Consider the following 25,510-nt stretch of genomic DNA (forward strand, 5'->3'; position numbering starts at 1 on the left):
TTCGTCACCCCGGTTGTCCGATCTGCATCGAGTTGCGGGGCGGGCCGTCGATCGGACCGAACAGCAGTTGTTTGATTCCGTCTGCGTTCAGGACGATTCCGGAGTTCCCGTACCGATAGGGGTTGGCACCTGTGTCGGCAACCAGGTAAGGAGGTCGTTTCTCGAAAGGAACCGGCAGGCCCGCGCATTGCGGCCCGCCCTTGGCCGCGACCTTCGGCAGGTCCTGGGGGTAGCGATAGCGCTCGACCCCCCAGGTGAAGCCCGTGCTGACCTCGGCGCCGGGCAGCCTCAGCGGCGGTGCGTTCACCAGGGGGATCAGCCCGGACAGCAGGCAATTCAGGGCCGGGTGGTACTCATCGAGCAGATCGGTGGTCGGCACCAGCAGGTGCAGTGTCTCGGAGAGGGCCTGCCGGTTGCCGCCGATCACATCGTTGCCCGTGTCGGCGAGACCGGTGACGCTCACCAGAAACCGGTCGAGGTTCACCGCCTGGTCGACGACCGTGCCGCTCAGCGCGCTCGAGTTCTCCAGGACGCGCATCAGATCGGGCGCAACCTCGGCGAAGGTATGCAGCACCGACGGCGCCACGGACAAGTCGTGACTCAGGTTCGGCAGGCTGGGGTCGAGTTCGGCCAGCACACCGTTCATGTCCGTGATGGCTTGGCCGAGTTTTTCGCCGCGGCCGCTCAAGGCCGTCGCCAGGGCGGTGAGCGTGGTGTTCAGTTTCGTCGGTTCGATCGCCGCGACCAGGGTGGTGAGTTTCTGGAACAGTGTGTTGATTTCGACGGTTACGTGCTGGGCAGCGACGATCTGCCCCGGGCGCAGGGCGTTTCGCGACGAATCCGTCGGCGGCACCAGATCGACGTATTTGGCGCCGAAAACCGTACTGGCGGCGACGTTCACGTCGACGTTCTCGGGAATCGAGGTGATCTCGGCGGGATCGATGGCCAGATGGATGGCGGCCTTGCCGTCCGGGAGTTCCTCGATGGAGGACACCCTGCCGACCTCGACGTCGCGCATCTTGACCTTGGCTTGCGCATACATCACGAGGCCGGCGCGCTCCGCCACGACGGTGACCGGAACGGTCTCGGTGAGCAGTTCACCGCGAAACAGTTGTACCGCCAGCGCGAAGACCGAGACGATTGCGGCGATCGTCAGCAGTCCCGCCAGCGGCCTCCGGTAGCCGTATCGCGGCGACGCCTCATGCATTGTCGATGCGGCCCTCCTCTTAGAACGCGCATTCGCCACGATTGAGAATCATCATTTTCATCCGTGCGCAGACTGTACAACAATCGCGCCGGTCAATCGCCGAAACGACGGTCAAGTATTCAGCAGTCGCTCACCGATGACCTGCTGCTCACGCAGGTCCGAAATTTCCTCCGGCGTCAGGCCGAGCTCAGCGAGCACCTCGTCGTTGTGCTGACCAAGGGTCGGCGACGGCGAGCAGTGGTGGCGAGACGGCCCGGGCGTGATCCGAAACGGCCAGCCGGGGAAACGCTGCCGTCCCGCGATCCGGTGCTCGAGGTCCTCGTAGAATCCCCGGGCGTCGAGTTGGTCGACGTCGTACATCCGCTCGCCGGTCATCAATCTCTGCGCGGGCACGCCGCGCCGCAGCAGCGCATCGGCGAACTCCTCGGCCGACCGGGTCGCGGCGTACTCGGCGATCACCTCGTCGAACTCGTCGTGATGGCGCAACCGGGCCTTTGCCGAGGCGAATCTCGGGTCGTCGCGCAGATCGGGGCGGCCGATCACCTCGGTCACCGTGGCCCAGTCGGTGTCGTCCCGCACCGAAAGGGCGATCCAATCGTCGTCGCCCTGCGTGCGGTATACGCCTTGTGCACGGTGGCGGTGCCGGTTTCCCTCACGTTCGCGCACGCGTTTGGTCATCGAGTACTCGATGACCGGTTCGGCCGTGACCGCGGCGCCGACCTCGATCTGCGCCACCTCGATCAGTTGCCCCTCGCCGGTCCGGCGCCGGTGCTCGAGCGCGGCGAGCAGCGCCACCGACGCGTGCACGCCGGCGATCGGATCCGCCGGACCCTGCAGGTTGCACGGCGGACCGTCGGCATAACCGGTGACCGCCGACATCCCGGCCAACTGTTCGATGTTCAAGGCCCAGCCGACGTAATCCCGCCAGGGCCCTTCCAGCCCGAAACCCGGCATGCGGACCATGACCACCCCGGGGTTGATCTTGCTCAGCGAGTCGTAGTCCAGCCCGAACTGCTCGACCACCCGAGGCGAGAAGTTCTCGATCACCACGTCGGCGTCGGCCGCCAGCCGCAGCGCCAACTCTCGTCCGGTGTCGCTGCTCAGGTCGAGGGTGATATCGCGTTTGTTGAGGTTGGTGCCCTGCCACAACGGCCCGATCTCGTACCAGTCATCGCTGCTGCGCAGCAGCGAGCCCGAATAGCGATGTCCATCGGGACGCTGGATCGACTCCACCTTGACCACGTCGGCGCCGAACGCGCCGAGGTAGCACGTGAGGTACGCACCGGCCCAGAACGTACTGAGGTCGAACACCTTCAGGCCGCCGAACGGGCTCGCACCGTCGGCTGCCGCCTCGCCGCTATTCGTGGCGCCGCGTTGGTTGTGGTCTTTCCACCGGCCTTTCCACCGCACCGTGTCGGCCGAGCCGAGCAGCGGCGCGGGACGCGGGGCACCCACCGGGGTCCTCGACAGCCGGAATGGCGCCCCGGGACGTGTGAAGCGCGCGCCGTCGGGGCCGGCGTCGACGAAGAAATGGCGGTCCCGGTACTGCGGACAGTCCAGAATCGAGGATCCGTCGTTGATCGGGGCGGCCGGAATCCGCATGGCCTGGCTCAGTTCCACCAGGTCGGCCACCGGCATCGAGTCCAGCCACGGCTGCGCCTTGGCGAAGAACTCGTCGCGCTCAGGACCGCCGAGCATGATGGCGAGTTGATGTTCGCCGAACTCACCCAACCCCATCATCGCGCACACATCCAGCCAGTGCTGTCCGGTCAGACAGTTGATCCCGATCCAGCCGTCGGCCGCCCGGACGATGCCGAGCATCGGCGCCGCCTTCGAATTCGTCGGCAGGCCCATGCCTTTCAGCCGCGCGGCCAGCAGCATCGGATACGGCAGGGTGCTCAACAGCGATTCGAAGGCCGAGACGTCGGCTTCGACGACGCGGCCCTGCTGCGCGTCGGCCACGCGCAGTGCGGTCAACGCCGCGAGAGCCGCATAGCCTCCCACGATGTATTCGGGGATGCGCCCTCCGGCCTGCACCGGCGGCCGCCCGAACTCCCGGGTGTTGACCCATCCCGAGGCGGCCTGCAGCGTCAGCGGGGTCGACGGATGCGCCCGCCGCGGACCTTCCTGACCGTAGTCGGAGACCTTGACGACAACAAGGTCGGGGTTGATCTGTTGCAGGGCTTCGTGATCGAGTCCCCATTCGAAGCGGTCGACCGACCCGGCAGGCAGATCCTCGACGAGCACGTCGGCCTGCGCGATCACCTCGTGGGCTCGTGCCAAACCGGATGTTGTGCCGAGATCGACTGTCAGGCCCTGCTTTCCGGCGTTCAGATACTCGAATAGTCCGCCGTGCTGGTGGGCGTGGTCGCGAAACGGGCCCCAGCTGCGCAGCGGATCACCCTGCGGCGATTCGATCTTGCACACGTCGGCGCCGAGGTCGCACAGAAGCTTGGTGCAGTACGGTGCCGCGATCTCGCTTCCCAGTTCGACGACCCGCAGCCCGCTCAGTGCTTCACTCACGCCGGCACCCCGATTGCCTTGGGCTCCATATAGGCACGCAGTCCCATCACCCCGCCCTCACGCCCGATACCGCTCTGCTTGAAGCCGCCGAAGGGTGCGTCGCCGGGGATGGTGCCGTTGATCGACACCTGGCCCGTTCTGATGCGACGGGCGATCCCGAGGGCCCGGTCGACGTCGCCACCCCACACTGCACCGCCGAGCCCGTACGCCGAGTTGTTGGCGATGGCCACGGCCTCGTCGTCGTCGCGGTAACGCAGGACCGTCAGCACCGGACCGAACACCTCCTCCTGCGCGATGTAGGAGTCGGGGCTCGTATCGGTGAGAATTGTCGGCTCGAAATAGAATCCACCCGAGTGGTTTTCGTGACGAGCCCCGCCAGTCACCACCTTCGCGCCGTCGGATTCAGCGCGCCGGACAAAACTCTGCACCCGCTCCAGATGCTGCCCGCTGATCAACGGGCCCATCGCCACCCCGTCGTCGGCGGGATTGCCGACCGTCACCGCGCGTGCGAGATCGGCAAGCCGGGTGACCACCGTGTCGTGCATTGCGGCGGGCACCACGAGTCGACTGTTGAGGATGCACGCCTGACCCGCGTGCAGCGTGCAACCTTCGAACAGCAGCCGCTCGAGCAGTTCATCGGTCGGTTCGACATCGTCGAGCAGCACACAGGCCGACTTGCCGCCGCATTCCAGCAGGATCCGTTTCATCGTCCCCGCCGCCATGGCCATCACCTCGCGGCCGACCGACGAGCTGCCGGTGAAGCTCACCATGTCCACGCGCGGATCCAGGGTCAGGGCCTTGCTCGCCTCGAGCCCGGTGGGCGTGACGACGTTGACGACGCCCGGGGGGATGTCGGTCTCGTCCTTGATGATTCGCGCCAGCGCCAAGCCCGCCAGCGGCGTCAGCGGCGAGGGCTTCAGCACCACCGTGTTACCCGCGGCCAGCGCCGCTCCCACCTTCATGACGTTGAGGGTGTGCGGGAAGTTCCACGGCGTCATGATCGCGACCACGCCGAGGGGTTCGTACCGCAGCAGCGTGGTCCCCGCTGCGCCCCAGGCGTCCATCGGCGCCTCGGCCGGCTCGAGCGCGAGCTCGGCGGCGTGCCCAGCCATGAAGGCGGGCCCATCGACATGGATCAGTCGCTCGTTTGCTGTGCATCCCCACTCGGTCTGCGCGAGGCCGTAGATTTCGTCCCCGTGGGCGAGCAGCGCATCGCTCAACTGCTGCAGGCACCGCGACCGCTCCTGCGGCGCCGCAGTCGCCCAAGGCCCGCTGTCGAAAGCGGCCCGCGCGGCGGCGATCGCCTGTTCGACCTGCGCGACCCCGGCGTCGGGCGCAGACGCGATGACCGCTTCGGTGGCCGGGTCGATCACGTCATACCTGCCGGTAGCGGGCGCCACCCACCTGCCGTCGATGAAGAGGTCGTAGTTGTCGACGAGGCTCGACGCGGCCATCAGATCACTGGACCTTCCTGAGTTTCGACTGAGGGTGACCGACCGTCCCACTCACACGTGGGCTGTCCGACATCGATGTCATGTGTGTACACCCATCTGTCGCCGCTAGTCAACGAAAGACCGCGATTTACTGCGCTAATAGGCGATTGACAGGCCTAACTCACGTGCGGTAGACACAATTGCACCGGACACTGCGACAGCATCTGTCCGATGGCCGATGTGTTGAGGAGAGCCTGCGGTGCCCACTGAATCCACGTCCCGACCGACCTCGACCCACCCGCTGCACTCCCCCGACTTCTACGCCGGCGATCCGTATCCCGCCTATCGCGAACTGCGCAACACCACACCGGTGGTGTGGAACGACGTCACCAACTTCTGGGCGTTGACCAAATACGAGGACGTGCGCTTCGTCTCCGGCCAGCCGCTGTTGTTCTCATCGCAGTACGGCATCACGATTCCGGATCCCAGCCAGCCGGAGCCGGTTCAGGAAGGCAACCTGATCTTCACCGATCCGCCGCGGCACCGGCAGCTGCGCAAGCTCATCAACGCGGGGTTCACCCGCCGCCAGGTCTCGTTGCTGGAACCCACCATCCGGCGGATCGTCGACGGCATCGTCGACGGCATCGATCCCTCCCGTGAGTACGAGTTCGCCGAGGAGATCGCCGCGCCCCTGCCCACCAGGATGATCGCCGAGATGCTCGGCGCCGCCCCGGAGGACTGGGAGAAGTTCCGCACCTGGTCCGATGCCGCCGTCGGGACGGCAGACCCGGACATCGAGATGGATCACCTGGTGGCACTCGGCGAGCTGTACGAATATTTCACCAAGCTCATCGAGGCCCGCCGCTCCGGCGAGGTCACCGGACAAGACGATCTGTTGAGCATCCTGGCCGCCGCCGAAGTCGACGGCGAACGCCTCACCGACGCCGATCTGCTCAACTTCTCGTTCCTGCTGCTGGTGGCCGGCAACGAGACCACCCGGAACCTCATCGCGCTCGGCACCGCGGTGCTGCTCGAACACCCCGACCAGTTCGCGACGCTTCGTTCGGACCCGTCGCTGCTGACCTGCGCCGTCGAGGAGATGCTGCGCTTCACCAGCCCGGTGACGCACATGGCACGACGAGCCACCGCCGATGTCGAGATCCGTGGGCAGAAGATCAAGGCCGGCGACACGGTGGTGATGCTCTACGGCTCGGCCAACCGTGACGAGGAGATCTTCGGCGCTACCAGCGAGCAGTTCGACATCACCCGGAACCCGAACCCGCACATCGCCTTCGGCGCCGGTGAGCATGCCTGCCTCGGTGCTCAGCTGGCACGACTGGAAGCACGGATCATGTTCGAGGTGCTTCTCGGCGCCTACCCGAGCATCGAGTTGACCGGTGACGTGACTCGGTTGCGCGCCACGATGGTGCCCGGTGTCAAACGCATGCCGGTGCGGCTGAAAGCGAGCGTTTGATGGATTTCGACTACACCCCTGAACAAGAGCGACTTCGCGCCGAGTTCCGGGAGCGCCTCGAGGCGGTGATGACGCCCGAACGACGCGCGGCCGTGGCGGGCCTGATGGAGGGCGGCGCGGCGATGACCGAGTGCAGGCGGGCGCTCGGCGACGCCGGCCTGCTGGGTGTGGCCTGGCCCGTGGAGTACGGCGGGCGTGGGCTGACCGCACTCGAGCAGTACATCTTCAGCGAAGAGGCGCGTCGCGTGCATGCGCCGCTGCCATTCGTCACGCTCAACACCGTCGGCCCGACGTTGATCCAGTACGGCACCGAGGAACAGAAACAGAAGTTTCTACCCGCGATACTCAAGGGTGAGGTCGACTTCGCGATCGGCTACTCGGAACCCGGCGCGGGCAGCGATCTGGCGTCGTTGCGGACGGCGGCCGTGCGCGACGGTGCCGAGTTCGTCATCAACGGCTCGAAGATGTTCACCAGCGGCGCGGAGTTCGCCGACTACATCTGGCTGGCAGCCCGAACCGATCCGGAAGCCAAGAAGCACAAGGGCATCACGGTGTTCATCGTGCCCACCGACGCACCGGGCTTCTCCTGGAAACCCCTGCCCACCATGCCTGGGGTGTCGACCTACTACACGTTCTACGACGACGTACGGGTCCCCGAGAGCGCCATCGTGCTCGGCGAGAACGAAGGCTGGAAGCTGGTGACCAACCAGCTGAACCTGGAGCGCGCCGCGCTGGGCAATCTCGGAGCGCTGGAACCGTTGTTCGCCAAGACCCTGGAATGGGCCAGAACCACGCCACTCGACGACGGACGGGTGATCGACCAGCCGTGGGTCCAGCAGGCGCTCGCCCGGGTCGAGGCACAGGTCGCCGCCTACCGACTGCTCAACCTGCGGGTCAACAGCAACATGAGCTCCGGTGCATTGGGGATGGGGGAGGCCTCGGCGGCGAAGGTCTTCGGCACCGAACTCACCCAGCAGGTGGCCCGCGAGCTGCTCGACGTGGTCGGCCAGGCCGGTACCCGCAAGGAGCAGACCGCGCCCTTGAAGGGTGAACTCGAGAGCGCCTACCGGCTGGCGGTCATCAACACCTTCGGTGGCGGTGCGAACGAACTGCAACGCGACATCATTGCCATGGCCGGACTGGGGATGCCGCGCGCACCCCGCGATATGCGAGCGTCTTGAAAGGAATCCAGCAGTGACCGATTCAGCCAAAAATGACCTGCGCGAGCGCCTCGACGCGCTCATCGGCACACCCACCGACGGCGTCGGCAAGCCCGTGCACGCGCCGGATCCGGTGAACACCGCGATGATTCGGCACTGGGCCTACGCCTTGGGCGACATGAACCCGGCCTACCTCGATCCCGAGTTCGCGGAGAACTCCCGCTACGGTGGCATCGTCTCCCCACCGGTGATGCTGCAGACCTGGACGATGCCGCCGCCGAAGCTCGCGGGCATCCACGAGCGCGGCGGGGTGCCGATCGAGATCAAGACCAACCCGTTGCAGTTTCTCTCCGACGCCGGTTACACCGGCATCATCGCGACGAACTCCGAGTTCGAAATCGAGCGCTATCCCCGTGTCGGAGACCAGATCACCTCGGAGACGGTTTTCGAATCGATCTCGGATGAGAAGAAGACGGCGATGGGTAACGGCTTCTTCGTCACCTGGGTCACCACCTACCGAGATCAGGACGGCGACGTCCTCGGCCGCCAGTGGTTCCGCACCCTGCGATTCAAGACGGGAAACTGAATGGCCAGCAGACTCGCTCCCTCGATCAGCCCGGACACAGAGTTCTTCTGGTCGGGACTCAAAGACCATGAGCTTCGTATCCAGCGGTGCACGGACTGCACGACGTTGCGGGTTCCGCCCAGACCGATGTGCGGTAAGTGCCAGTCATTGAACTGGGATTACGTGGTGTCCACCGGACGCGGCACGGTGTACAGCTTCGTGATGCCGCAGTACCCGCCGTTGCCGTTCCTCGAATACCCCTACGTCGTCGCGCTCATCGAACTCGACGAGGGCGTCCGCATCGTGTCGAACCTGTGCGACATCGCCCCCGAGGCGATCGAGGTGGGAATGGCCGTGGAGGCCTTCTACGAGACCTTCGAGGCCCTTCCCAGCGGGGACGAGCTGGTCTTGCACCAATTTCGGCCCGCCCACTGAGCGAAGGAAACGACGAGTGGACTTCACCTTCACCGACGAGCAGGAGACGGTCGCCAAGGTCGCCCGCCAGCTCTTCGAGCACCGCGCGACACCCGAGCATCTGACCGAGCTCGAATCGAGCCAGGTACGTCACGACCCCGCACTCTGGGCCGAACTCGCGGCGGCCGATCTGTTGGGCATCGCACTGCCCGAATCCGTCGGCGGCACCGGCGGCGGCTTTCTCGAGCTCGGCGTGCTACTCAGCGAGGTCGGCTACAGCGTGGCGCCGGTTCCGGTGTACGCGACGCTCGCCTTGGGCGCCGAAACGATCGCCCGGCACGGTGATTCGGCCCTCAAGCAACGGTTTCTCCCCGGAGTGGTCGACGGCAGCACGCTCCTGACCGCGGCGCTGTCCGAACCGGGAACCTCCGATCCGACCGCCCCGCGCACCACCGCACGCGCTGACGGCGACGTCTGGCGACTCACCGGCACCAAAGAGCTGGTACCCGCCGCTCAACTGGCCGCGGCCATCGTCGTATCGGCTCGGACCGACGACGGGCCCGGCCTGTTCGTCGTCGAAACCGGCGGCAGCGGAGTGGATGTGACGCCGGCGCGGACCACCAACGGCGAGCCGTTCGCCGACCTCGAACTGACGGACGCGGTCGGCTGGCGGCTCACCGACAACGACGACGGCGCTATCGTTCGGGCGCTGTACACCAGGGCCCTGGTCGGTCTGTGCGCGATGCAGATCGGCGTCGCAGAACGTGCGCTGAAACTGGCGGCCTCCTACACCAGCGAACGAGAGCAGTTCGGCCGTCCGATCGGGTCGTTCCAGGCAGTCCAACAGCGGCTGGCCGACGCTTTCATCGACACCGAGGCGATCCGCTGGACCACCTGGCATGCGGCGTGGCTGATCGCCGAGGGCAGACCCGCCGAGCGGGAAGCGGCGATCGCCAAGTTCTGGGCCGCGGAGGCGGGGGCCCGCGTCACCGCATCCGCCCAGCAGGTACACGGCGGTATGGGCATCGACGTGACCTATCCGTTGTCCCGTTACTTCCTGTGGGCCAAACAGATCGAGCTCTCACTCGGGTCGGCGTCACAGCAGCTCGCCCGGCTCGGCAACACCTATGCGGAAGGACCGACGCAATGACTGCCACGCTCAACCCCACCACCACGCTGAAGTGGAACTCCATCAACGTCGGCGACGAGATCACCCCGATGGACGTTCCCGTCACCACCACGCTGATCGTCGCGGGAGCCATCGCCTCCCGCGACTACATGCCGGTGCACCACGACCGCGACTTCGCCAACTCCCAAGGATCCCAGGACATCTTCCTGAACATCCTGACGACCAACGGGCTGTGCGTGAAGTTCCTGCACGATTGGGCCGGACCCGAGGCCATGGTCAAGAAGCTGTCCATCCGGCTCGGGGTGCCCGCCTATCCAAACGATGCGTTGCGGTTCGAGGGCAGCGTCACCGGCAAGTCCTCCTCGGATGGCGAAGGCCTCGTAGAGGTCACCTTCACGGGCACCAACAGCCTCGGTGACCACGTCAAGGGCACCGCGGTCCTGAGCCTGCTCGACGGGGTCGAGGCATGACGGGTATCGGCGGCAAGGCGGCGCTCGTCGGCATCGGCCAGACGGAGTTCTCGAAGGAGTCGGGCCGCACCGAGATGCAATTGGCTTGCGAGGCAGTCAAAGCCGCGATCGAGGACGCGGGGCTGAGCCCGAAGGACATCGACGGCATGGTGACCTTCACCGTCGACGAGAACGAGGAGATCGAGGTCGCCCGCAACGTCGGCATAGAAAACCTCAGCTTCTTCACCCGTGTCCCGCACGGCGGCGGGGCGGCCGCGGGCACGGTGATGCAGGCCGCGATGGCGGTCGCGACAGGAGCCGCCGAGGCGGTGGTCTGCTATCGGGCGTTCAACGAGCGCTCCGGGTTCCGGTTCGGCGGCGCCGGACGCCAACCCGGCGTCACCCCGCTGTGGATGGCGCCGTACGCGCCGTTCGGGTTCATGACACCGGCGGCCTGGGTCGCTTTGCATGCCCAGCGCTACATGACCACCTACGGCGTCACCAACGCCGACTTCGGCAAGATCTCGGTGATCGATCGCAAGCACGCGGCACGCAATCCGGACGCCTGGTTCTACGAGAAACCGATCACCCTGGAAGCCCATCAGCAGTCGCGGTGGATCATCGAGCCGGTGCTGCGGCTGCTCGACTGCTGCCAGGAGAGTGATGGCGGCGTGGCCATGGTGGTGACCAGCGTCGAGCGGGCGCGAGACCTGGCCAAGCCGCCGGCCGTCATCGCCGCGGCGGCCCAGGGTGCGGCCTACGACGGCGAGGTGATGACCAGTTACTACCGAGAGGACATCACCGGTCTGCCCGAGATGGGTGTGGTCGGTAACAAGTTGTGGCGCGACTCGGGGCTCAAACCGGACGACATCTCGACGGCATTCCTCTACGACCACTTCACCCCGTTTGTGTTCACGCAACTCGAGGAACTCGGCTTCTGCGGACGCGGTGAGGCCAAGGACTTCGTATCGGTCGACGAGTTGTCCCTGGGCGGCCGCATGCCGATCAACACCAACGGCGGTCTGCTCGGCGAGGCCTACATCCACGGCATGAACGGCATCACCGAGGGCGTACGTCAGGTCCGCGGCACGTCGTACAACCAGGTCGACAACGTCGAGCACGTCCTCGTCACCTCTGGCACCGGCGTCCCGACCAGTGGCCTCATCCTGGCGCCCGACCACTGAGTGGTTAATGTCGTGCGGTGGCTTCTGACGTGAGTCAATCGGTGGCGGTCGATACCCGAGATGTCATCATCTCGGCGGCTTTCGCCTGCTTCCGCACCCGCGGGCTGGCCAAGACCACCATCGTCGACATCGCCCGGATGGCCGCCGTGTCGCGCAGCACGTTCTACGAATACTTCCGGGACAAGGAGACCATCGTCGCGGCCTGCGCGGAGGCGGCGTCACAGCGGTTCTACCGGAACATGGCCAAGGCGATCGACCGGCACGGCGGCAGCACCCTGGAGGGCCGGTTGGTACGCGCCGCGGTCTTCGTCACGCAGGCGCGTCAGGTCGTCGAACCGGAAGCGTACTTCGACTCGGCCGAAGTCAACGTCATGATGACGAAGAACGCCGCGACCTTGCTCAAGGAGTGCGCCGACTTCCTGGCCCCTTATGTGACCGCGGCGAGGCTGACCGGTGAGGTGCGTGCCGACCTGGATGTGCCGTCGGCGACCGAGTGGTTCGCCCGAATGTTGTTCTCGCTGTTCACCACTCCCTCGCCGACCATCGACATGCGCAACGACGACGCGGTGGCCGCCTTCGTTCGGGCGTACGTCGTCAACGGATTCGTCGACCGGCGACGCTGAGCCTGGATATCGGCAGCGGCGGCTCAAGGGGGTCTGGGTGAAATCCACAGCAGCATCGGCGGCGCGGCAGTCGCAGCAGGCCGAGCGAGGACGCGCAGCGCCCTATCGGCTGGTGGTGCTGGCGCCCGAAGCATCGGATGCCGCGTCGGCGGCCGGGGGCCTCATTGTGGACGCGCTTCGCGCCGGTTGGCGTGTGGAGTTGTATCTCGAGACCGTTTGCGATTCCCGGGCACCGCGCATCCTCGGCGTATCTGCCCGCACTCTGCCGTCCGCCTTCGACTTCGGCTCGCACCTGCCCGATGCCGTGGCGTTCGCCGCATCGATGTTCGACCGGCACCGCGGCATCCGTCGCTTCATCACCGAGGCCACCCGGCGAAACGGTGCCGACGTGGTCGCGTGGGGCGGAAGTTGGCCCACCGCACCATCTTCCGCGTCCAGCGTCGGCCATCACCTGAGTGCCGCCGCGTGCGCCTTCAAGCACCAGGCGTTGAAGGCAGTGGACGCCGCACCGTCGTCCTCACCGGTCGAGTCTTTTCACGGCCGACGACATCCGCTGACGGCCCCGCCGGGTTGACGCGAGCCTCAGCCCGTCCTGCGCACCGGCACATTGGAGTAGCCGCAGACGTTCGACATCGCCACCCGCCGCAGACCGTCGCGGTCCACCTGATACTCGGGTATGAGATCGAGCAGTGCGCCGAGCGCGATGCGGCTCTCCATCCGCGCCAGCGCGGCTCCGAGGCAACTGTGGATGCCATAGCCGAGGGCAAGATTGAAGCCCATCATGCGTTCGCGGTCGATGTCGAGCCGGTCGGGGTCGGCGAACTTGCGCTCGTCGCGCAGGGCGGCCCCGGTGACGAGCAACACCGCGGCGCCCTCCGGGATGGTGGTGCCGTAATAGGTGACATCTCTTGTCGCCGTGCGGACCTGATACTGCGACGGCGCTTCGTACCGCAGTAGCTCCTCGATCGCGGCGGGAATCTTGCTGCGGTCCTCGCGGAGCTTGCGCCACTGGTCGGGGAAATCGGCGAACGCCACCATGGCATTGCCGATCAGCTTGGTGACCGTTTCGGCTCCGGCACCTCCCAGCATCGTCGCGAAGCCGGTGATGTCGACATCGGTGAGCTTTTCCACCACACCGTCACGTTCGATCTCGGTCTCGATCAGCCGGCTGATCATGTCGTCCTGCGGCACTGCCCGGCGCTGCTGGACGAGGTCGTAGTAGTACAGGCCGGTGTTCATCGACGCCTCGTATCCCTCTCTGGGGACGGCGATCTCACCGGGACGACGTTCGAGCAGAAGATCGAGCCAGTGCCGGATCTGGTCCCGATCTTCCTTGGGGACCCCCAGCATGGTGGTGATGACCTCGTTGGGAAACAGTGCCGAGAAATCGGCGACCACGTCGAAGGATTCTGGGTTCAACGCTTCGATGCGTTCGTAGACCTTCTCCCGCACCATGTCTTCCAGCGCGGCGATCGCGCGGGGGGTGAACACGTTGCTGACCAGCCGGCGCATCTTCTGGTGCTCGGGCGGATCCATCGAGATGATCACCTTGGGCACGGGGATGGCGTCGTCGTGTGCCTTGACCATGTCGAGGGTGGCGCCCTTGGCCGACGAGAACGTTTCGTGGTCTTTGGTCGCCGGTGCGACGTCGTCGTAGCGGGTCAGCGCCCAGAAGTCCCACCGCGCGCTGTAATAGACGGGCGCCTCGTCGCGCAGGCGGCGGTAGGTCTGGTATGCCCCGTCGAAGAAATCCTGCGAGAACGGATCGAACTCGGCGGAGCTGTGGTCGACATCCGGTGACGTCGCGTTCACAGGATTGCCCCCGACTGCTTGAGCCTCTCGATGGTGTCCCAGTCGATTCCGGCGTCCATCAGCACTTCCTCGGTGTGCTGGCCGTGCTCGGGCGCCCCAGGCGGGATCACCGGCTGTTCGTCGAACTGGACCGGGTTGGTCGGCAGCGAGAACGGTGCGCCGTTGACCGTTTCGGTCTGTGCGACATACCCGTTCGCGGTGACAGCGGGATCCTCGCAGAGTTCCGCGGGCGTCTGCACTATTCCCCAGGCGCCTGAGAGCGGCGCCAGCGTCGCGCGCCACTCGGTGAGGGTGCGCTTGGCGAACGCCTCGTCGAGCAGCGCGATCAGGGCGACCCGGTTGGTGTACCGCGACGCGGGATCGGCGAACCGTGGATCGTCGACCAGTTCGGGCAAGCCGATCACCCGCATCGCCTCGGCGTAGAACTTGTCGAGTTGCAGCATCATCAACTGCACAAAGCGACCGTCCTTCGTGCGGTACGTCCCCACCAGCGGGTTGGGGGCGTCGGCGTGACCGAACTTGGGAATGGCACTGCCACCGTGGATCTGGCTCACCGCGACGTCGGGGCTGAGGTTCCAGGCAGCGAGTCCGAGCAGCGACACGTCGACCACGGACCCCTTGCCTGTCGTCGCCTTCTTGTAGAGCGCCGCGGCGATGCCGCCGGCGATGGTCATGCCGCCGAGGAGGTCGCCGAACGCCGGGCGGGACCGCACGAGCTCGTCGGCGTCTTCGGTCAGGACGGTGGCGATGCCGCCGCGCGCCCAGTAGGAGACACCGTCGTATCCGGGCTTGTTGCTGTCCGGCCCCTTGGGCCCGTGGCCGGAACCGCGCACGTACACGATGCTCGGATTGACCTCACGGATGTCGTCGACGTCGATGCCGAACTTCTTGCGGCGTTCCGGCAGGTAACTGGTCAAGAACACATCGGAGGACTTGGCGAGTTCGCGGACCACGTCCCGACCGCCCGGCGTGCGCAGGTCCACGCCGATCGACTTCTTGCCCCGGTTCGGGATCTCGATCATGTAGTTGACCGACCCACCGCCTTCGTCGACGAGGCCCATGGTCACCAGGCCACGCTGGGGGTCACCGCCATCACGCGGCTCGACCTTGATCACCTCGGCGCCCCACTCGGCGAGGACTGCGCCCGCTGACGGCACAAAGGTCCATGCGGCCACCTCGAGCACCCGGATCCCGTTGAGCACTTTGTCGACGGTAATGATGTCCTCCTGCAAGTGTTAACCACCATTTACGGATATGAGAATCACACTATCGGACCGGTTGCTGAACGGACTAGGGCCGTCGGGACAGCCGCTGCGGCAGCGTCGGGTCACCCCCGTCCCAGAACGCCCGCCATGTCGGCATCCGGTGCGGCATCGCCGCGCGCAGCGGTACGTCGGTCGGCCACCGGACGAACTCCGGTCCGGGACGCTCGGTCACGTCAACTGAATACCAGGGGTGTTCGCGTCGCTTGACGAAGTACCAACGGTCGTCGCGCCGCTCGTAGACGTCGTCGTACCGCATGGTGATGACGTACCAGCCGTCCCCGTCCTCGTGTTCGGCGCGGCAGTAGATCGACCCGGTCGCGTGGTCGGCGTCCACGAAATCGACCACCTGCCCGCAGATCAGGTGGATGCTTCGGTAGAACCGCCGGAGCACCTCGTCGTACCAGCGCTTGAGGGCTGCCCTGCCGCTGCCTTGCGCCCCCGCGTCGACGTCCTCGACGAACAGCCCGACCAGCGTGTCGAGGTCACGCGCATCGAGCGCCATCGCGTAGCGGCTGGGCAGCTGGGAGATCTCGAAGCTGGACTCCAGGCGATCGAGCCGGTCCGAGCGCGACATGACTGGAGTGTACGACCCGGCACGGTATGCGAGAACCAGTATTCTCGCTTCTTGAAAGGAAGATTATCCTGATAGAACCCGTCCGAGCGGAGGACCCTCGCGCCGTGCCTTTCCCGACGATCACGCCCACGATCCCAACTCTCGTCAGGTCGTGCGCAGCCCGGTTCGGGGACAGGCCGTTCCTGATCGCCGACGGGCAGGCACTGACCTATTCGGACCTCGACGCGAAGTCAGCCCGGCTGGCAAGCGGGCTCCTGGCCATGGGCCTGGGCAAGGGTGACCACGTCGGCATCCTGATGCCCAACAGCGTCGAATGGGCGATCGCCTGGTTCGCAACGACGCGCATCGGTGCGGTCGCGGTGCCGCTGAACACGTTCTACAAGGCCTCGGAACTCGCGTGGACGGCCCGCCATGCCGATCTACGCGCGGTCCTCGCCCAGTCGGGCTTTCGCGGTCACGACTTCCTCGACCGCCTGGAGGAGGCGCTGCCGGGGTTGGCCGAACAGGACTCTCCGGAAAGCTTGGCCCTGCGCGGTGCACCTTATCTGCGCAGGATCGCGGTATGGGGCGGATGCGACCGCCGGTGGGCATCAGCGGTTCCGGCTGAACCGACCGCCGGATACGACGCCGACTTCCTGGTCGCCGTCGAATCCTGCGTGACGCCGGCCGACGACGTGATGATCATCTACACCTCCGGTAGCACCGGCGACCCGAAAGCCCCGGTGCACACGCACGGCACCCTGGTGCGCCACACCTACAACCTCACGTTCCACTACGGCGTCACGGCCGACACGGTGATGTTCACCGCGATGCCGTTCTTCTGGGTGGGCGGCTTGATCACCGGCATCCACGCGGTGATCCACCACGGCGCAACACTCGTCACGCAACCGGCGTTCGACGCGGCCGAGGCACTCGAGTTGATCGAGCGCCATCGCGCCACGATCACGCTGGGCTGGCCACAACAGGGCAAGTCGCTCGCCGAGCATCCGGACTTCGCGCACCGCGACCTCAGCTCAGTGCAGCGCACCAGCATGCCCGCGATGGTGCCGCCCGACCGCCGGCCGAAGGGCCCCAATGCATTGGGAATGACCGAACTGTGCGGCAACCACGTCGGGGTCGACCCGTATCCGCCGCAGCCTCCCGACCGCAGCGAGACCGGCGGCTACTCGGTCGAGGGACTGTCACATCTACTGGTCGATCCGGCCACCGGCGAACCCGTCCCGCCGGGCACCGAGGGCGAGATCTGGGTGCGCGGATACTCGCTGATGCAACGGCTGCACAAACGCGAACGCGAGGACGTGTTCACCCCAGACGGCTACTACCGCACAGGCGATTGCGGGGTCGAGTACGACGACAGCTGGATCAAGTTCACCGGCCGGCTGGGCGATCTGATCAAGACCGGCGGCGGAACCAACGTCACGCCGGGCGAGGTGGAACTGGCGCTCGCCGGTTGCGACGGCGTGCTCGAGGCGTACGTCGTCGGCGCCGAGGACCGCAATGGAACCATCGTGGCCGCGGCGGTGGTGCCTCGCGGGGACGCGCACCTGGATCCGGCGGCATTGCGGGCGCAACTTCGCGATCGTCTGTCGGCATACAAGGTGCCGAAATTCATCTGGGTCACGGGCAAGGACGCGCTGCCGTTCACTGCCACCGGCAAGGTCAAAAAGTCAGACCTCGCCAAGCAGCTGAGCGGGTTGCTGGCCGACCGTTAAGCGCCGAGCGGCCAGTTATGGCACGGACTTCGTCGATCTACGCCCAACAAGTGGCCACTCGAACACGGCGTTTCACGATTTCGGAAATAATCATTCTCATTGGGGTAGATTCGCGGCGTGACTGTGAAGCCATTGCGGATTGCCGTCATTTCGACCGGTTGGATCAGCAGCCTGGCGATCCGGACAATCGTTCGCCGACCGAACCTCGACCTGGTCGGCGTGTGGGTGCACAGTGCAGAGAAGGTCGGCCGCGACGCCGGCGAGATCGTCGGGCTGGGGCCGATCGGAGTGACGACCACCGCTGATCTCGACGACATCATCGCGTTGAAACCCGACTGCGTCGTCTACGGCGCGGCCAGTCCCGAGATGGATGCCGCCGCGGTGCGTGACTACGTACGTCTGCTCAACGGTGGACTCAACGTCGTGACCACCAACACTCCAGGAATGATGTTCCCCGACAGATGGATTCCGCAACTGGCCGATCAGGTGCGGGCAGCCGCGAAGGCCGCCGGGGTCACGATCTACACCTCGGGTATCGAGCCCGGCTTCGCCGGCGACCAGTTCGCGGTGCTGCTGACCACCTTGTCGAACACCATCCGGTCCATCCGCGCGCAGGAGATCTTCGACTACTCGGCGTATCCCAACCGCGATCTGATGATCGACGCGATGGGCTTCGGTAAGCCACTCGACTTCACTCCCCTGCTGGAACTCGAGGGCGCACAACAGTTCGCGTGGGGACCGCCGATCGGACTGGTGGCCAAGGCCCTCGGTGTCGAACTCGAGAAGGTCACCGAATCCTACGAACGGGTCCTCACGCCGCGCGACCTGCACGTCGCATGCGGAACCATCCCCGCGGGCACCTGCGGCGCGGTACGCGCCGAGACCACCGGCGTCGTCGACGGCCATCCGGTGATCACGATCGAGCACATCAACCGGATGGCCCCGGACTTGGCGCCCGAGTGGGCGTCGGCGCCCAACGGCACCTACCGTCTCATCATCGAGGGCGAACCCCACATTCGCTGCGACCTCAAACTGGGCACCGAGGACACGCCGGAGTCAGGCAACGCCAACGCTATGGAGGCGACGGCCATGCGGGTCGTCAACGCCATCCCGTACGTCGTCGATGCGGCCCCGGGAATCGCGACGTCGCTCGATCTTCCGATCACGGCGCCGCGCCACGCACTGCAGTTCGGCTAGACCGTGAACATCGGTCCGCGAGGTGCGCCTCGAACCTCGTTGCCTCCGTCGATCGCGAAGCTCTGCCCCGTCATCCAAGCGGATTCGGGTCCGGCGAGGTAGCGCACGCCGGGAGCGATATCGGCCGAGACGCCGAGCCGGCCGAGCGGCACCCGTTCGAGGAAGCTGCTCGTCAACTCCTCGAGGTGAATGTAGCCCTGGGTGGTGGCGGCTTCTGTCAGGCCGGGACGCACCGCGTTGACCCGGATGCCGCGGGGGCCCAGCTCGGAGGCCGCGACGCGGATGAACATCTCGAGCGCGGCCTTGCCCGCCGAGTAGTGCCCCAGGCCCTCCATCGGAATCTTGGCGGATGTCGACGAGATGAACACGATGGAACCGCCGCCCGTCATCAGCGGCGCCGAATAGCGCAGCGCAAGGAAGTTCGAGCGAAGGTTGCCCATCACGAAGTTGGTGAAGGTCTCGAGATCCTGTTCGACCAGCGGTCCCGTGCCCCCGCTGGCGACCGTACCGATGACGATGTCGAGCCGGTTGTGGACATCGTGGGCGGCCTGTGCCGCCGTTCTCACGGTGTCTTCGTCCTCGGGGTCACCTTTGTGCAGGACGATCTCCGCCTCTGGTGCGACGCTGTGGATTCGGTCACGCGTAGCTTCCAGTCTCGTCATGGAGCGGCCGAGCAGATACAACGTCGCGCCGTCGACGGCCAGCAGGCCTGCTGCAGCCTGGGCGATTCCCGCCGATGCACCAAGAATGAACGCCGTCTGGCCGTCGAGTACACCCATGATTCGGAAGCTATCACTTTCGCAACACCCCTTCTCGAAAACGGTAATGCTGATTCTCCAGTCGGGGTAGCGTGCGCCGTGTGCCAGACATGACCGACAAGGTCGCGCTCATCACCGGCGCGGCCCGCGGACAGGGCCGCGCTCACGCCGTTCGGCTCAGCGCCGACGGTACCGACGTGATTCTCGTCGACATCGCAGGGCCGCTGCCCCCGAGCGTCCCCTACGATTCCGCGACCCCGGACGATCTTGCCGAGACGGCGGAGATGGTGACGGCTCATGGCCGGCGGGCAGTGACCGCAATCGTCGACACCCGAGAGCACGACGCATTGTGCGCCGTTGTGGATGATGCGGTCGCCGAGCTCGGGCGACTCGACGTCATTGTCGCCAATGCGGGCATCTGCGCACCGGCGGTGTGGGATCAGGTGTCACCACGTGACTTTCGCGACACCATCGACATCAATGTCATTGGCACCTGGAACACGGTGATGGCCGGAGCACAACACATCATCGCCGCCGGGCGGGGCGGTTCGATCATCCTCGTCGGCTCGGCGGCCGGCCTGACGATCGAGCCATTCATGATCGGCTACACCGCCAGTAAGCACGCCGTGACTGCCCTGGCCCGCTCATTCGCCGCCGAACTCGGCAAATACCACATCCGAGTCAACAGCCTGCACCCCGGCTCGGTGGCGACGCCGATGGGAAGCGGTCGGATGATCGAGGCGATGGCCGATGCCGCGAAGTCGAATCCGGCGCTTCGGCACGGCTTCACCAAGCAACTCATTCCGGACGTCATCACCACCTCCGAGGACATCGCCAATGCGGTCTCGTGGTTGGCATCCGACGACGCGAAATTCGTCACGGCCGCCGCGATACCGGTAGATGTCGGTGTGACGGGCAGCTAAGCGCTCGACTGTCGCGTGACGACCGGCGGTCCCGCCAGCGGGTCGGCGATCAGGCCGGGCGGCGCTTCGATGACAGCGGGTATCGCGTTGACCGCCGCCAGTGCGGTGGCCGTGATGCCGGGATTCACCCGGTCGGTGTCCGACTGCTCGAGGTACAGTTCGAGGCTCATGTTGGGGGAACCGTTGACGCGGAACACCATTCCACCCTCGCCCTCGCGGCTCGGCTTGGGCCAGCGATCCGGCCACGGGGTGCTGCTGACCGTCGCGAAGTACTGGACCGCGACAGCGGGGCGGCCCTCGACGATCCCGGCGAGTTGCCATCGGTGCGCACAGACCGTTCCCTCGGGGATGACGCCGAGTGCGGTCGGAAGATCGGTCGGCGCCAGCAGCGTCTCCCAATCCAGTTCTATTCCGTCGAGTTCGAAACCGAGGATGTCGGCGAGGTAGGTCACGACCGCGCCCCAGTCGTTGCGTACCTTCCCGGAGGCGATACGGACCGGAACATGGCCGTCGGGCTTACCGAAACCCATGGACTCGTGCAGGACGTCCCAAATCGGGTAGGACTTGTCGAGGTCGAGCGCGTACTCGTCCATCCGGTAGGAGTCGACGCGACCCGCCCCGGTCAGCAGCGCGGTGGGGATGTTCAGGCTGATGAACCCCGGTTCGCTGCCGGTCGCGTAGAACGTCGAATTGCCCTTCGTGGCCGCCTTTTCGAGGACGTTGCGCCATTCCGCAGGGGCGGACCGGGGATAGACCATCGGGATCAGCGAGAAGGTCACCGTATTGATTCCCGCGTCGAGGTACCTGGCGATGTCTGCGATCGCCTCCTCTTCGCGCCGAACCGCCGTCGCGCAGTACGTCACACAGTCGGGTTGCAGGGCCAGCACAGCGGAGAGGTCATCTGTCGCGGATATTCCGACAGATGGTGCGCCACACAGCTCCCCTGCATCCAGCCCGACCTTCTCCGGGGTCGACACCTTCACCCCGACGAGCTCGAGCGCAGGGTCGTCGATGATCGCCCGCAACGCCTCGCGGCCGGTCAGCCCAGTCCCCACGTGGACCACTCGGTAACGTTCACTAGTCATCGGTAGAAGGGTCCTGGTTTGCCGGCGTCTTCCAGATGCCCGTACGGATCATAGAGATTCATCTCAGGATAGGGATTCTTGTCGAAGGAGGGTCGCGAAAGACCTGCTTCGCGCAGTCCGGCGAGCACCGCCAACGGCACCGCGAACGACACCAGACCGACCGTCATGGATACCAGCAGTTGCCGGGTCAGCGTCACCTTGGGGCGGCCTCGCCGTGACGGCAGCCAGCGCGCAATCCGGTTGATCAGCACCAGTTCGCCGCTCTCGTCGCGCACACACATCACCGCGACCATCGCGAAGATCACCGAATCGTAGACCGCCATGATCAGCGGAAAGTGAATGTGGCCGATCTGCAGGACGGGCCCGACGGCTTCGGTGTAGAAGAAGATGCCGGCCCGCATCCAACTGAACTGGATCAGGCCGTTGAGCGGGATCGCAATGATCGTCGCGCCGATGAACACCCGGATCAGCCGGTGTGAGGCCAACCAACCGGCGCGCCGCATCACCGGCTCGAAGAGGCGGTCGTGCAACTTCAGGAAGCCGAGCCCGTTGAGTAGATAGTAGGCCGCGTATCCGCCCAGGAACGCCAGCGCGGGTTCGAGATTCGGCGAGATGTTGACGTATCGCCACGACAGCGGGAAGTGCAGCATACGCGGATCGAAGATCGCGAACGTCGCCCAGTTGGCGAGGGGGTCAAGCGCGCCCGTGATTAGTCCGGCGAAGGCGATGATGACCGCCCAGTGCACCTTGCGTTGCCGCCAGGACAACCACCCCAGCACGCTGATCAGACCGATTGCCAGCGGAATCGAACTGGACGCCACGGCGAGCGGCCAGTTGTCGAAGCCGAGGAACGGCGGGTACGGAGCCGGACCGGGATCCGGGTTGGTCTTCGCGGGGTGCCCGTGCAGGCCGGTCTGAACCGTCGCGATGGTCACGATCGCGAAGGCCAGATAGCCGGAGAAGAACAGACCCCACCCCAACCTGGCGGGCCATGGCGAGAGCCGCGCTTCGTCCGGTGGGGTGACTCCGAGAACCTGTTGGCTGTCTGCGGTATTCGTCATCTCACACGCTCACCGGAAGCGTCGCCCAACCCCGGACGCTGGTGGTGTGCGCACGCTTGGCCGCCTGGTAGTCCACCTCCCAGTCCGGCCAGCGCGACAGCACCTCCTCGAGCGCGACACGCGCCTGCATCCGCGCAAGCGCGGCGCCGAGGCAGAAGTGAATACCGCGCCCGAAGGACAGGTGAGTGGGCCTCCGGTGGATATCGAACCGGTCTGCGTCGGGGTACTGTCGCTCGTCGCGGTTCGCCGATCCGTTGATCAGCAGCATCACCGAGCCTTCGGCGACCTTCACGCCGTAGTGGTCGACATCTCGGGCAACAGAGCGGGCCTGAACGGGTGAAGGTGCCTCATAGCGCAGCACTTCCTCGATCGCGTACGGGATGAGACCGAAATCCGCGGCGAGTTCGCGGCGCTGGTCCGGGTGGTCAGACAGTAGTTGGCCGGCGAAACCGATCAGACGTGTCGTGGTTTCGTTGCCCGCTCCGACGATGGTGCCCGTGTAGGTCAGCACCTCGCCGCGCGTGAGCCGTCGACGGCTGCCGTCGAGTTCCTCGACCTCGGCGTTGACCAGGTCGGTCATCAGATCGTCGGAGGGATGGTCGTAACGCCAGTCGATGAACTCCTCGAGCATCGAGCCGGTTCTGGTCAGCACGTCATCGGCTACCTCGACAGGCCCGCTGTCTGTGAGCTCCAGCATCCGGTCGGTGTTCTGGCGGATTGCGACCTGGCTGTCCTCCGGTATTCCGAGCAGATAGCCGATCGTGCGCATCGGCATCCACGCGCCGAGGTCGGCGATGAAGTCGAATCTGTCGGCGTCCGCGAGGGGCTCCAGGGCGTGCCGGCAGAATTCCCTGGCCAGGGGTTCGATGGCCGCCATGCGACGCGGGGTGAACACGCCTGACAACAGACGTCGGTGCAGGTCGTGAATGGGCGGATCCTCGAACAGGATGATGCCCGGCGGTACGTCGACCCCGTTGAGGATGATCTCGATCGTGGTGCCCTTGCCAGATCGGTAGTCCTTCCAGTTCACCAACTCACGGACGACGTCGGAGTACCTGCTCAACGCGTAGAAACCGTACTTGTCGTTGTGATAGAGCGGCGCGTCGTCACGCAGCTGTTTCCACACCGGATAGGGATCGTCGTCGATGTCGAAGTCGAACGGGTCGTAATAGGGTTCAACCTTCACCCTGTATGTCACCCCATGAGAGTAAGCGTTATCAGCCCGCGTGAAGACCCTTTTCCGGATCGGATGTCGACCCACCCCGGGCCGCGTCGACGCACCGCCGGGATGAGAATGTAGATTCTCGGTAGCGGGTGGGTGACCGCAGTGGCGCACCTGAAGGCGAAGGAGGCGGCTCCATGGCGAGTTCCGCCGTTCGCAGCTTCGTCTTCGCGGTGGAGTTTCGAATCGCCAGATCCGAGCGGGTGGGACCGGTACTCGCACGCCACGAGGAAAGCCTGCGCGAGCTCGGCGCGCACTACGCGTTCGTATACGAATCGATCCTCGAGGCGGGAAAGGTCCTGGTCGTCATCGGTGTCCGCACCGAGGAACCGTTACTGAACCTGCTGCGCTCGCCGTACTTCTTCGAGTGGTTCGACGCTGTCGGTGTCGAAGACCTTCCCGCCGTGTTCGCCGGTGAGACCGTCGAGCGATTCGACCTCGGCGAATCTCCGGCTCCGGGAACAGAAGTCGTGGTTTCAGCCGTGACTCGGGTCGAGGACGTCGAGGCCTTCCTGGCCCGGGTGCGGGAATCGCTCGACGACTTCGCGCAGTCGGGGATACGTCGAACGCTCGTCTACCGCGCCTTCGACACCCCCCGCGAGGTGCTGTTCCTTCAGCAGCTCGCGAGTGAGCGCACCGCGATGCAGTGGGCTGGTCGGTCGGACATCGCCTCGGACTGGCTGGCGTCCGCCGGAGTCGGCGCCTATCCGCCCGTTTTCGTCGGGAGGTTCGTCCATGCGATGCGACTGGCTCCGACAGCGGGAACGGACCTGCACTGATGTATGTCTGCCTGTGTCACGGCGTCACCATCGAAACGGTTTCCGACGCCGTTGCCGCCGGCGCGAAAACCTCCCGTGAGGTGTCCGAAGCGTGCGGTGCCGGGGCGGAGTGCGGCAGGTGCCGGCACACGATCCGCGCAATCATCGACTCCCACCCAGTGACTGCGAAACACGGCAGGAGAAGCAGACTATGAATGATCGGCACTCCAATATCGAGGGCTCGCGGATGCTCGTGATCGGGGCGTCCTCGGGCATCGGGCACGCGCTGGCACGGGCTGCCCACGCCAGAGGCGCCAACGTCGCGCTCGCGGCCAGGCGGGTGGATCTGCTGTCCGATCTGGCCGAGCGGTTGGGTGGTTCCGCCCATGAACTCGACGTCTCCGACGCCCACGCGATCGAGAGGGTCATCGGCGAGGTGGCCGCCAGATTCGGCCAACTCGACGCCGTCGTGTTCACCAGCGCCGTGGTGCCGTTCGCGCTGATCGAGGAGACCGACGTGACAACGTGGTTGCACGCCTACGCCGTCAACGCCGTCGGCGCGTCGCATGTACTGCGCGCGGCGCTCCCCCATCTCGCCGATGGCGCGGTCACGCTCGTGGCGTCGAGCCACGATGTGGGTCGCCCCCGCTCAGGTGTCGCGGCCTATCACGCGAGTAAGGCCGCACTGGACGAGATACTGCGATCGTGGCGGGCCGAACATCCGGAGTTGGCGGTGATCCGAGTCAGTGTCGGCCCGACGGGGGGAACGGAGATTCTGCGCGGCGCGGACCGTGACCTCCTGGCCGATCTGTACCGCGTGTGGGCCCAGGAAGGCCAGATTCCGGCCGAGATGTCCGCGGTAACCGACGTGGCGAACGCGATGCTGTCGTTGATCGCCATGTCGCGCGCGAATCCCACGGTGGTCAGCGACATCGTGCATCTCGCTCCCCGAACGAGCAGAGGACGATAGGAGAGACTGGCA

25 protein-coding genes are annotated in these 25,510 nt (G+C 65.8%); 15 read left to right on the forward strand and 10 right to left on the reverse strand.

All coding sequences use genetic code 11. The features are described from left to right. Positions 1–4 precede the first annotated feature (4 nt). From ABQE89_RS02770 to ABQE89_RS02780, 3 genes are all read right to left on the reverse strand, one after another. Positions 5–1,207, reverse strand: a complete 1,203-nt coding sequence (locus ABQE89_RS02770) for an MCE family protein (protein WP_448413898.1) — start codon at positions 1,205–1,207, stop codon at positions 5–7. A gap of 111 nt (positions 1,208–1,318) precedes the next feature. Next, positions 1,319–3,730 carry a CaiB/BaiF CoA transferase family protein gene (locus ABQE89_RS02775; RefSeq protein ID WP_448413899.1) on the reverse strand — a complete coding sequence of 804 codons (2,412 nt, stop codon included), beginning with the start codon at positions 3,728–3,730 and terminating at the stop codon, positions 1,319–1,321. Next, positions 3,727–5,184: an aldehyde dehydrogenase family protein gene (locus tag ABQE89_RS02780; protein ID WP_448413901.1), complete on the reverse strand. Its 1,458-nt coding sequence runs from the start codon at positions 5,182–5,184 to the stop codon at positions 3,727–3,729. The genes ABQE89_RS02775 and ABQE89_RS02780 overlap by 4 nt, the downstream gene beginning before the upstream one ends. A 280-nt stretch (positions 5,185–5,464) precedes the next feature. On the opposite strand from ABQE89_RS02780, the gene ABQE89_RS02785 reads away from it, so the two are divergent. The 9 genes from ABQE89_RS02785 to ABQE89_RS02825 are packed head-to-tail and all read left to right on the forward strand — an operon-like array spanning position 5,465 to position 12,735. After that, on the forward strand, positions 5,465–6,637 hold the full coding sequence (locus tag ABQE89_RS02785; RefSeq protein ID WP_448414186.1) for a cytochrome P450: 1,173 nt from the start codon (positions 5,465–5,467) through the stop codon (positions 6,635–6,637). Next, entirely contained in the window at positions 6,637–7,818 is a 1,182-nt protein-coding gene (locus tag ABQE89_RS02790) for an acyl-CoA dehydrogenase family protein (RefSeq protein ID WP_448413902.1), read from the forward strand. The genes ABQE89_RS02785 and ABQE89_RS02790 overlap by 1 nt, the downstream gene beginning before the upstream one ends. Positions 7,819–7,831: 13 nt before the next feature. Beyond that, positions 7,832–8,383 carry an FAS1-like dehydratase domain-containing protein gene (locus tag ABQE89_RS02795; RefSeq protein WP_448413904.1) on the forward strand — a complete coding sequence of 184 codons (552 nt, stop codon included), beginning with the start codon at positions 7,832–7,834 and terminating at the stop codon, positions 8,381–8,383. After that, the gene (locus tag ABQE89_RS02800) at positions 8,384–8,797 is read left to right on the forward strand and encodes a Zn-ribbon domain-containing OB-fold protein (protein WP_448413906.1); all 414 of its coding nucleotides are present in this window, start codon (positions 8,384–8,386) and stop codon (positions 8,795–8,797) included. A gap of 16 nt (positions 8,798–8,813) precedes the next feature. Further along, complete coding sequence (locus ABQE89_RS02805; protein WP_448413908.1) at positions 8,814–9,926, forward strand: acyl-CoA dehydrogenase family protein; 1,113 nt, start codon at positions 8,814–8,816, stop codon at positions 9,924–9,926. Further along, positions 9,923–10,375, forward strand: coding sequence for a MaoC family dehydratase (locus ABQE89_RS02810; RefSeq protein ID WP_448413910.1), 453 nt, complete (start codon positions 9,923–9,925; stop codon positions 10,373–10,375). The genes ABQE89_RS02805 and ABQE89_RS02810 overlap by 4 nt, the downstream gene beginning before the upstream one ends. Next, positions 10,372–11,538, forward strand: coding sequence for a lipid-transfer protein (locus ABQE89_RS02815; RefSeq protein WP_448413912.1), 1,167 nt, complete (start codon positions 10,372–10,374; stop codon positions 11,536–11,538). Before ABQE89_RS02810 ends, ABQE89_RS02815 begins: the two co-directional genes overlap by 4 nt. Positions 11,539–11,555: 17 nt before the next feature. Next, a complete protein-coding gene (locus ABQE89_RS02820; RefSeq protein ID WP_448413914.1) occupies positions 11,556–12,161 on the forward strand; it encodes a TetR/AcrR family transcriptional regulator in 606 nt (201 codons plus the stop codon). Positions 12,162–12,198: 37 nt separating this feature from the next. Then, on the forward strand, positions 12,199–12,735 hold the full coding sequence (locus ABQE89_RS02825; RefSeq protein WP_448413916.1) for a hypothetical protein: 537 nt from the start codon (positions 12,199–12,201) through the stop codon (positions 12,733–12,735). Between the two features lie 8 nt (positions 12,736–12,743). On the opposite strand, the gene ABQE89_RS02830 is transcribed toward ABQE89_RS02825, so the two are convergent. From ABQE89_RS02830 to ABQE89_RS02840, 3 genes are read right to left on the reverse strand one after another with little or no spacing between them, the layout of a single operon-like run. Next, positions 12,744–13,973 carry a cytochrome P450 gene (locus tag ABQE89_RS02830; RefSeq protein WP_448413918.1) on the reverse strand — a complete coding sequence of 410 codons (1,230 nt, stop codon included), beginning with the start codon at positions 13,971–13,973 and terminating at the stop codon, positions 12,744–12,746. Then, complete coding sequence (locus ABQE89_RS02835; RefSeq protein ID WP_448413920.1) at positions 13,970–15,205, reverse strand: CaiB/BaiF CoA transferase family protein; 1,236 nt, start codon at positions 15,203–15,205, stop codon at positions 13,970–13,972. The genes ABQE89_RS02830 and ABQE89_RS02835 overlap by 4 nt, the downstream gene beginning before the upstream one ends. Before the next feature lie 58 nt (positions 15,206–15,263). Continuing rightward, on the reverse strand, positions 15,264–15,812 hold the full coding sequence (locus ABQE89_RS02840; protein ID WP_448413922.1) for a nuclear transport factor 2 family protein: 549 nt from the start codon (positions 15,810–15,812) through the stop codon (positions 15,264–15,266). A gap of 104 nt (positions 15,813–15,916) precedes the next feature. Between ABQE89_RS02840 and ABQE89_RS02845 the strand changes: the two genes are divergently transcribed. Both ABQE89_RS02845 and ABQE89_RS02850 read left to right on the forward strand, forming a co-directional pair. Further along, positions 15,917–17,524 carry a class I adenylate-forming enzyme family protein gene (locus ABQE89_RS02845; protein WP_448413924.1) on the forward strand — a complete coding sequence of 536 codons (1,608 nt, stop codon included), beginning with the start codon at positions 15,917–15,919 and terminating at the stop codon, positions 17,522–17,524. 162 nt (positions 17,525–17,686) lie between these two features. Next, on the forward strand, positions 17,687–18,721 hold the full coding sequence (locus ABQE89_RS02850; protein ID WP_448414187.1) for an NAD(P)H-dependent amine dehydrogenase family protein: 1,035 nt from the start codon (positions 17,687–17,689) through the stop codon (positions 18,719–18,721). Here ABQE89_RS02850 and ABQE89_RS02855 read toward each other — a convergent pair. After that, complete coding sequence (locus tag ABQE89_RS02855) at positions 18,718–19,500, reverse strand: SDR family NAD(P)-dependent oxidoreductase (protein WP_448413926.1); 783 nt, start codon at positions 19,498–19,500, stop codon at positions 18,718–18,720. The two genes, ABQE89_RS02850 and ABQE89_RS02855, sit on opposite strands and share 4 nt — an antisense overlap. A gap of 89 nt (positions 19,501–19,589) precedes the next feature. On the opposite strand from ABQE89_RS02855, the gene ABQE89_RS02860 reads away from it, so the two are divergent. Further along, the gene (locus ABQE89_RS02860) at positions 19,590–20,402 is read left to right on the forward strand and encodes a mycofactocin-coupled SDR family oxidoreductase (RefSeq protein WP_448414189.1); all 813 of its coding nucleotides are present in this window, start codon (positions 19,590–19,592) and stop codon (positions 20,400–20,402) included. Here ABQE89_RS02860 and ABQE89_RS02865 read toward each other — a convergent pair. From ABQE89_RS02865 to ABQE89_RS02875, 3 genes are read right to left on the reverse strand one after another with little or no spacing between them, the layout of a single operon-like run. Continuing rightward, positions 20,399–21,487, reverse strand: a complete 1,089-nt coding sequence (locus ABQE89_RS02865; RefSeq protein WP_448413928.1) for an NAD(P)H-dependent amine dehydrogenase family protein — start codon at positions 21,485–21,487, stop codon at positions 20,399–20,401. The genes ABQE89_RS02860 and ABQE89_RS02865 overlap by 4 nt on opposite strands. Further along, positions 21,484–22,548, reverse strand: a complete 1,065-nt coding sequence (locus ABQE89_RS02870) for a hypothetical protein (protein ID WP_448413930.1) — start codon at positions 22,546–22,548, stop codon at positions 21,484–21,486. Before ABQE89_RS02870 ends, ABQE89_RS02865 begins: the two co-directional genes overlap by 4 nt. 1 nt (position 22,549) lies before the next feature. Further along, on the reverse strand, positions 22,550–23,746 hold the full coding sequence (locus tag ABQE89_RS02875) for a cytochrome P450 (RefSeq protein WP_448413932.1): 1,197 nt from the start codon (positions 23,744–23,746) through the stop codon (positions 22,550–22,552). A 161-nt stretch (positions 23,747–23,907) separates the two neighbouring features. Here ABQE89_RS02875 and ABQE89_RS02880 point away from each other — a divergent pair, with 161 nt between their 5' ends. The 3 genes from ABQE89_RS02880 to ABQE89_RS02890 are packed head-to-tail and all read left to right on the forward strand — an operon-like array spanning position 23,908 to position 25,498. Then, positions 23,908–24,549 carry a fatty-acid--CoA ligase gene (locus ABQE89_RS02880; RefSeq protein ID WP_448413934.1) on the forward strand — a complete coding sequence of 214 codons (642 nt, stop codon included), beginning with the start codon at positions 23,908–23,910 and terminating at the stop codon, positions 24,547–24,549. Then, a complete protein-coding gene (locus ABQE89_RS02885; protein WP_448413936.1) occupies positions 24,549–24,743 on the forward strand; it encodes a (2Fe-2S)-binding protein in 195 nt (64 codons plus the stop codon). Before ABQE89_RS02880 ends, ABQE89_RS02885 begins: the two co-directional genes overlap by 1 nt. Next, positions 24,740–25,498, forward strand: a complete 759-nt coding sequence (locus ABQE89_RS02890; RefSeq protein ID WP_448413938.1) for an SDR family oxidoreductase — start codon at positions 24,740–24,742, stop codon at positions 25,496–25,498. Before ABQE89_RS02885 ends, ABQE89_RS02890 begins: the two co-directional genes overlap by 4 nt. Positions 25,499–25,510 lie beyond the last annotated feature (12 nt).

This window comes from Mycolicibacterium sp. XJ1819, assembly GCF_053483675.1.

What these genes read in the sequence shown, in the direction of transcription:
- ABQE89_RS02885 (WP_448413936.1), top strand. Translation starts at nt 24,549, where the DNA reads ATGTATGTCTGCCTGTGTCACGGCGTCACCATCGAAACGGTTTCCGAC.
- ABQE89_RS02865 (WP_448413928.1), bottom strand. Translation starts at nt 21,487, where the DNA reads ATGACTAGTGAACGTTACCGAGTGGTCCACGTGGGGACTGGGCTGACC.
- ABQE89_RS02770 (WP_448413898.1), bottom strand. Translation starts at nt 1,207, where the DNA reads ATGCATGAGGCGTCGCCGCGATACGGCTACCGGAGGCCGCTGGCGGGA.
- ABQE89_RS02800 (WP_448413906.1), top strand. Translation starts at nt 8,384, where the DNA reads ATGGCCAGCAGACTCGCTCCCTCGATCAGCCCGGACACAGAGTTCTTC.
- ABQE89_RS02810 (WP_448413910.1), top strand. Translation starts at nt 9,923, where the DNA reads ATGACTGCCACGCTCAACCCCACCACCACGCTGAAGTGGAACTCCATC.
- ABQE89_RS02880 (WP_448413934.1), top strand. Translation starts at nt 23,908, where the DNA reads ATGGCGAGTTCCGCCGTTCGCAGCTTCGTCTTCGCGGTGGAGTTTCGA.
- ABQE89_RS02890 (WP_448413938.1), top strand. Translation starts at nt 24,740, where the DNA reads ATGAATGATCGGCACTCCAATATCGAGGGCTCGCGGATGCTCGTGATC.
- ABQE89_RS02780 (WP_448413901.1), bottom strand. Translation starts at nt 5,184, where the DNA reads ATGGCCGCGTCGAGCCTCGTCGACAACTACGACCTCTTCATCGACGGC.
- ABQE89_RS02840 (WP_448413922.1), bottom strand. Translation starts at nt 15,812, where the DNA reads ATGTCGCGCTCGGACCGGCTCGATCGCCTGGAGTCCAGCTTCGAGATC.
- ABQE89_RS02860 (WP_448414189.1), top strand. Translation starts at nt 19,590, where the DNA reads ATGACCGACAAGGTCGCGCTCATCACCGGCGCGGCCCGCGGACAGGGC.
- ABQE89_RS02855 (WP_448413926.1), bottom strand. Translation starts at nt 19,500, where the DNA reads ATGGGTGTACTCGACGGCCAGACGGCGTTCATTCTTGGTGCATCGGCG.
- ABQE89_RS02790 (WP_448413902.1), top strand. Translation starts at nt 6,637, where the DNA reads ATGGATTTCGACTACACCCCTGAACAAGAGCGACTTCGCGCCGAGTTC.
- ABQE89_RS02870 (WP_448413930.1), bottom strand. Translation starts at nt 22,548, where the DNA reads ATGACGAATACCGCAGACAGCCAACAGGTTCTCGGAGTCACCCCACCG.
- ABQE89_RS02815 (WP_448413912.1), top strand. Translation starts at nt 10,372, where the DNA reads ATGACGGGTATCGGCGGCAAGGCGGCGCTCGTCGGCATCGGCCAGACG.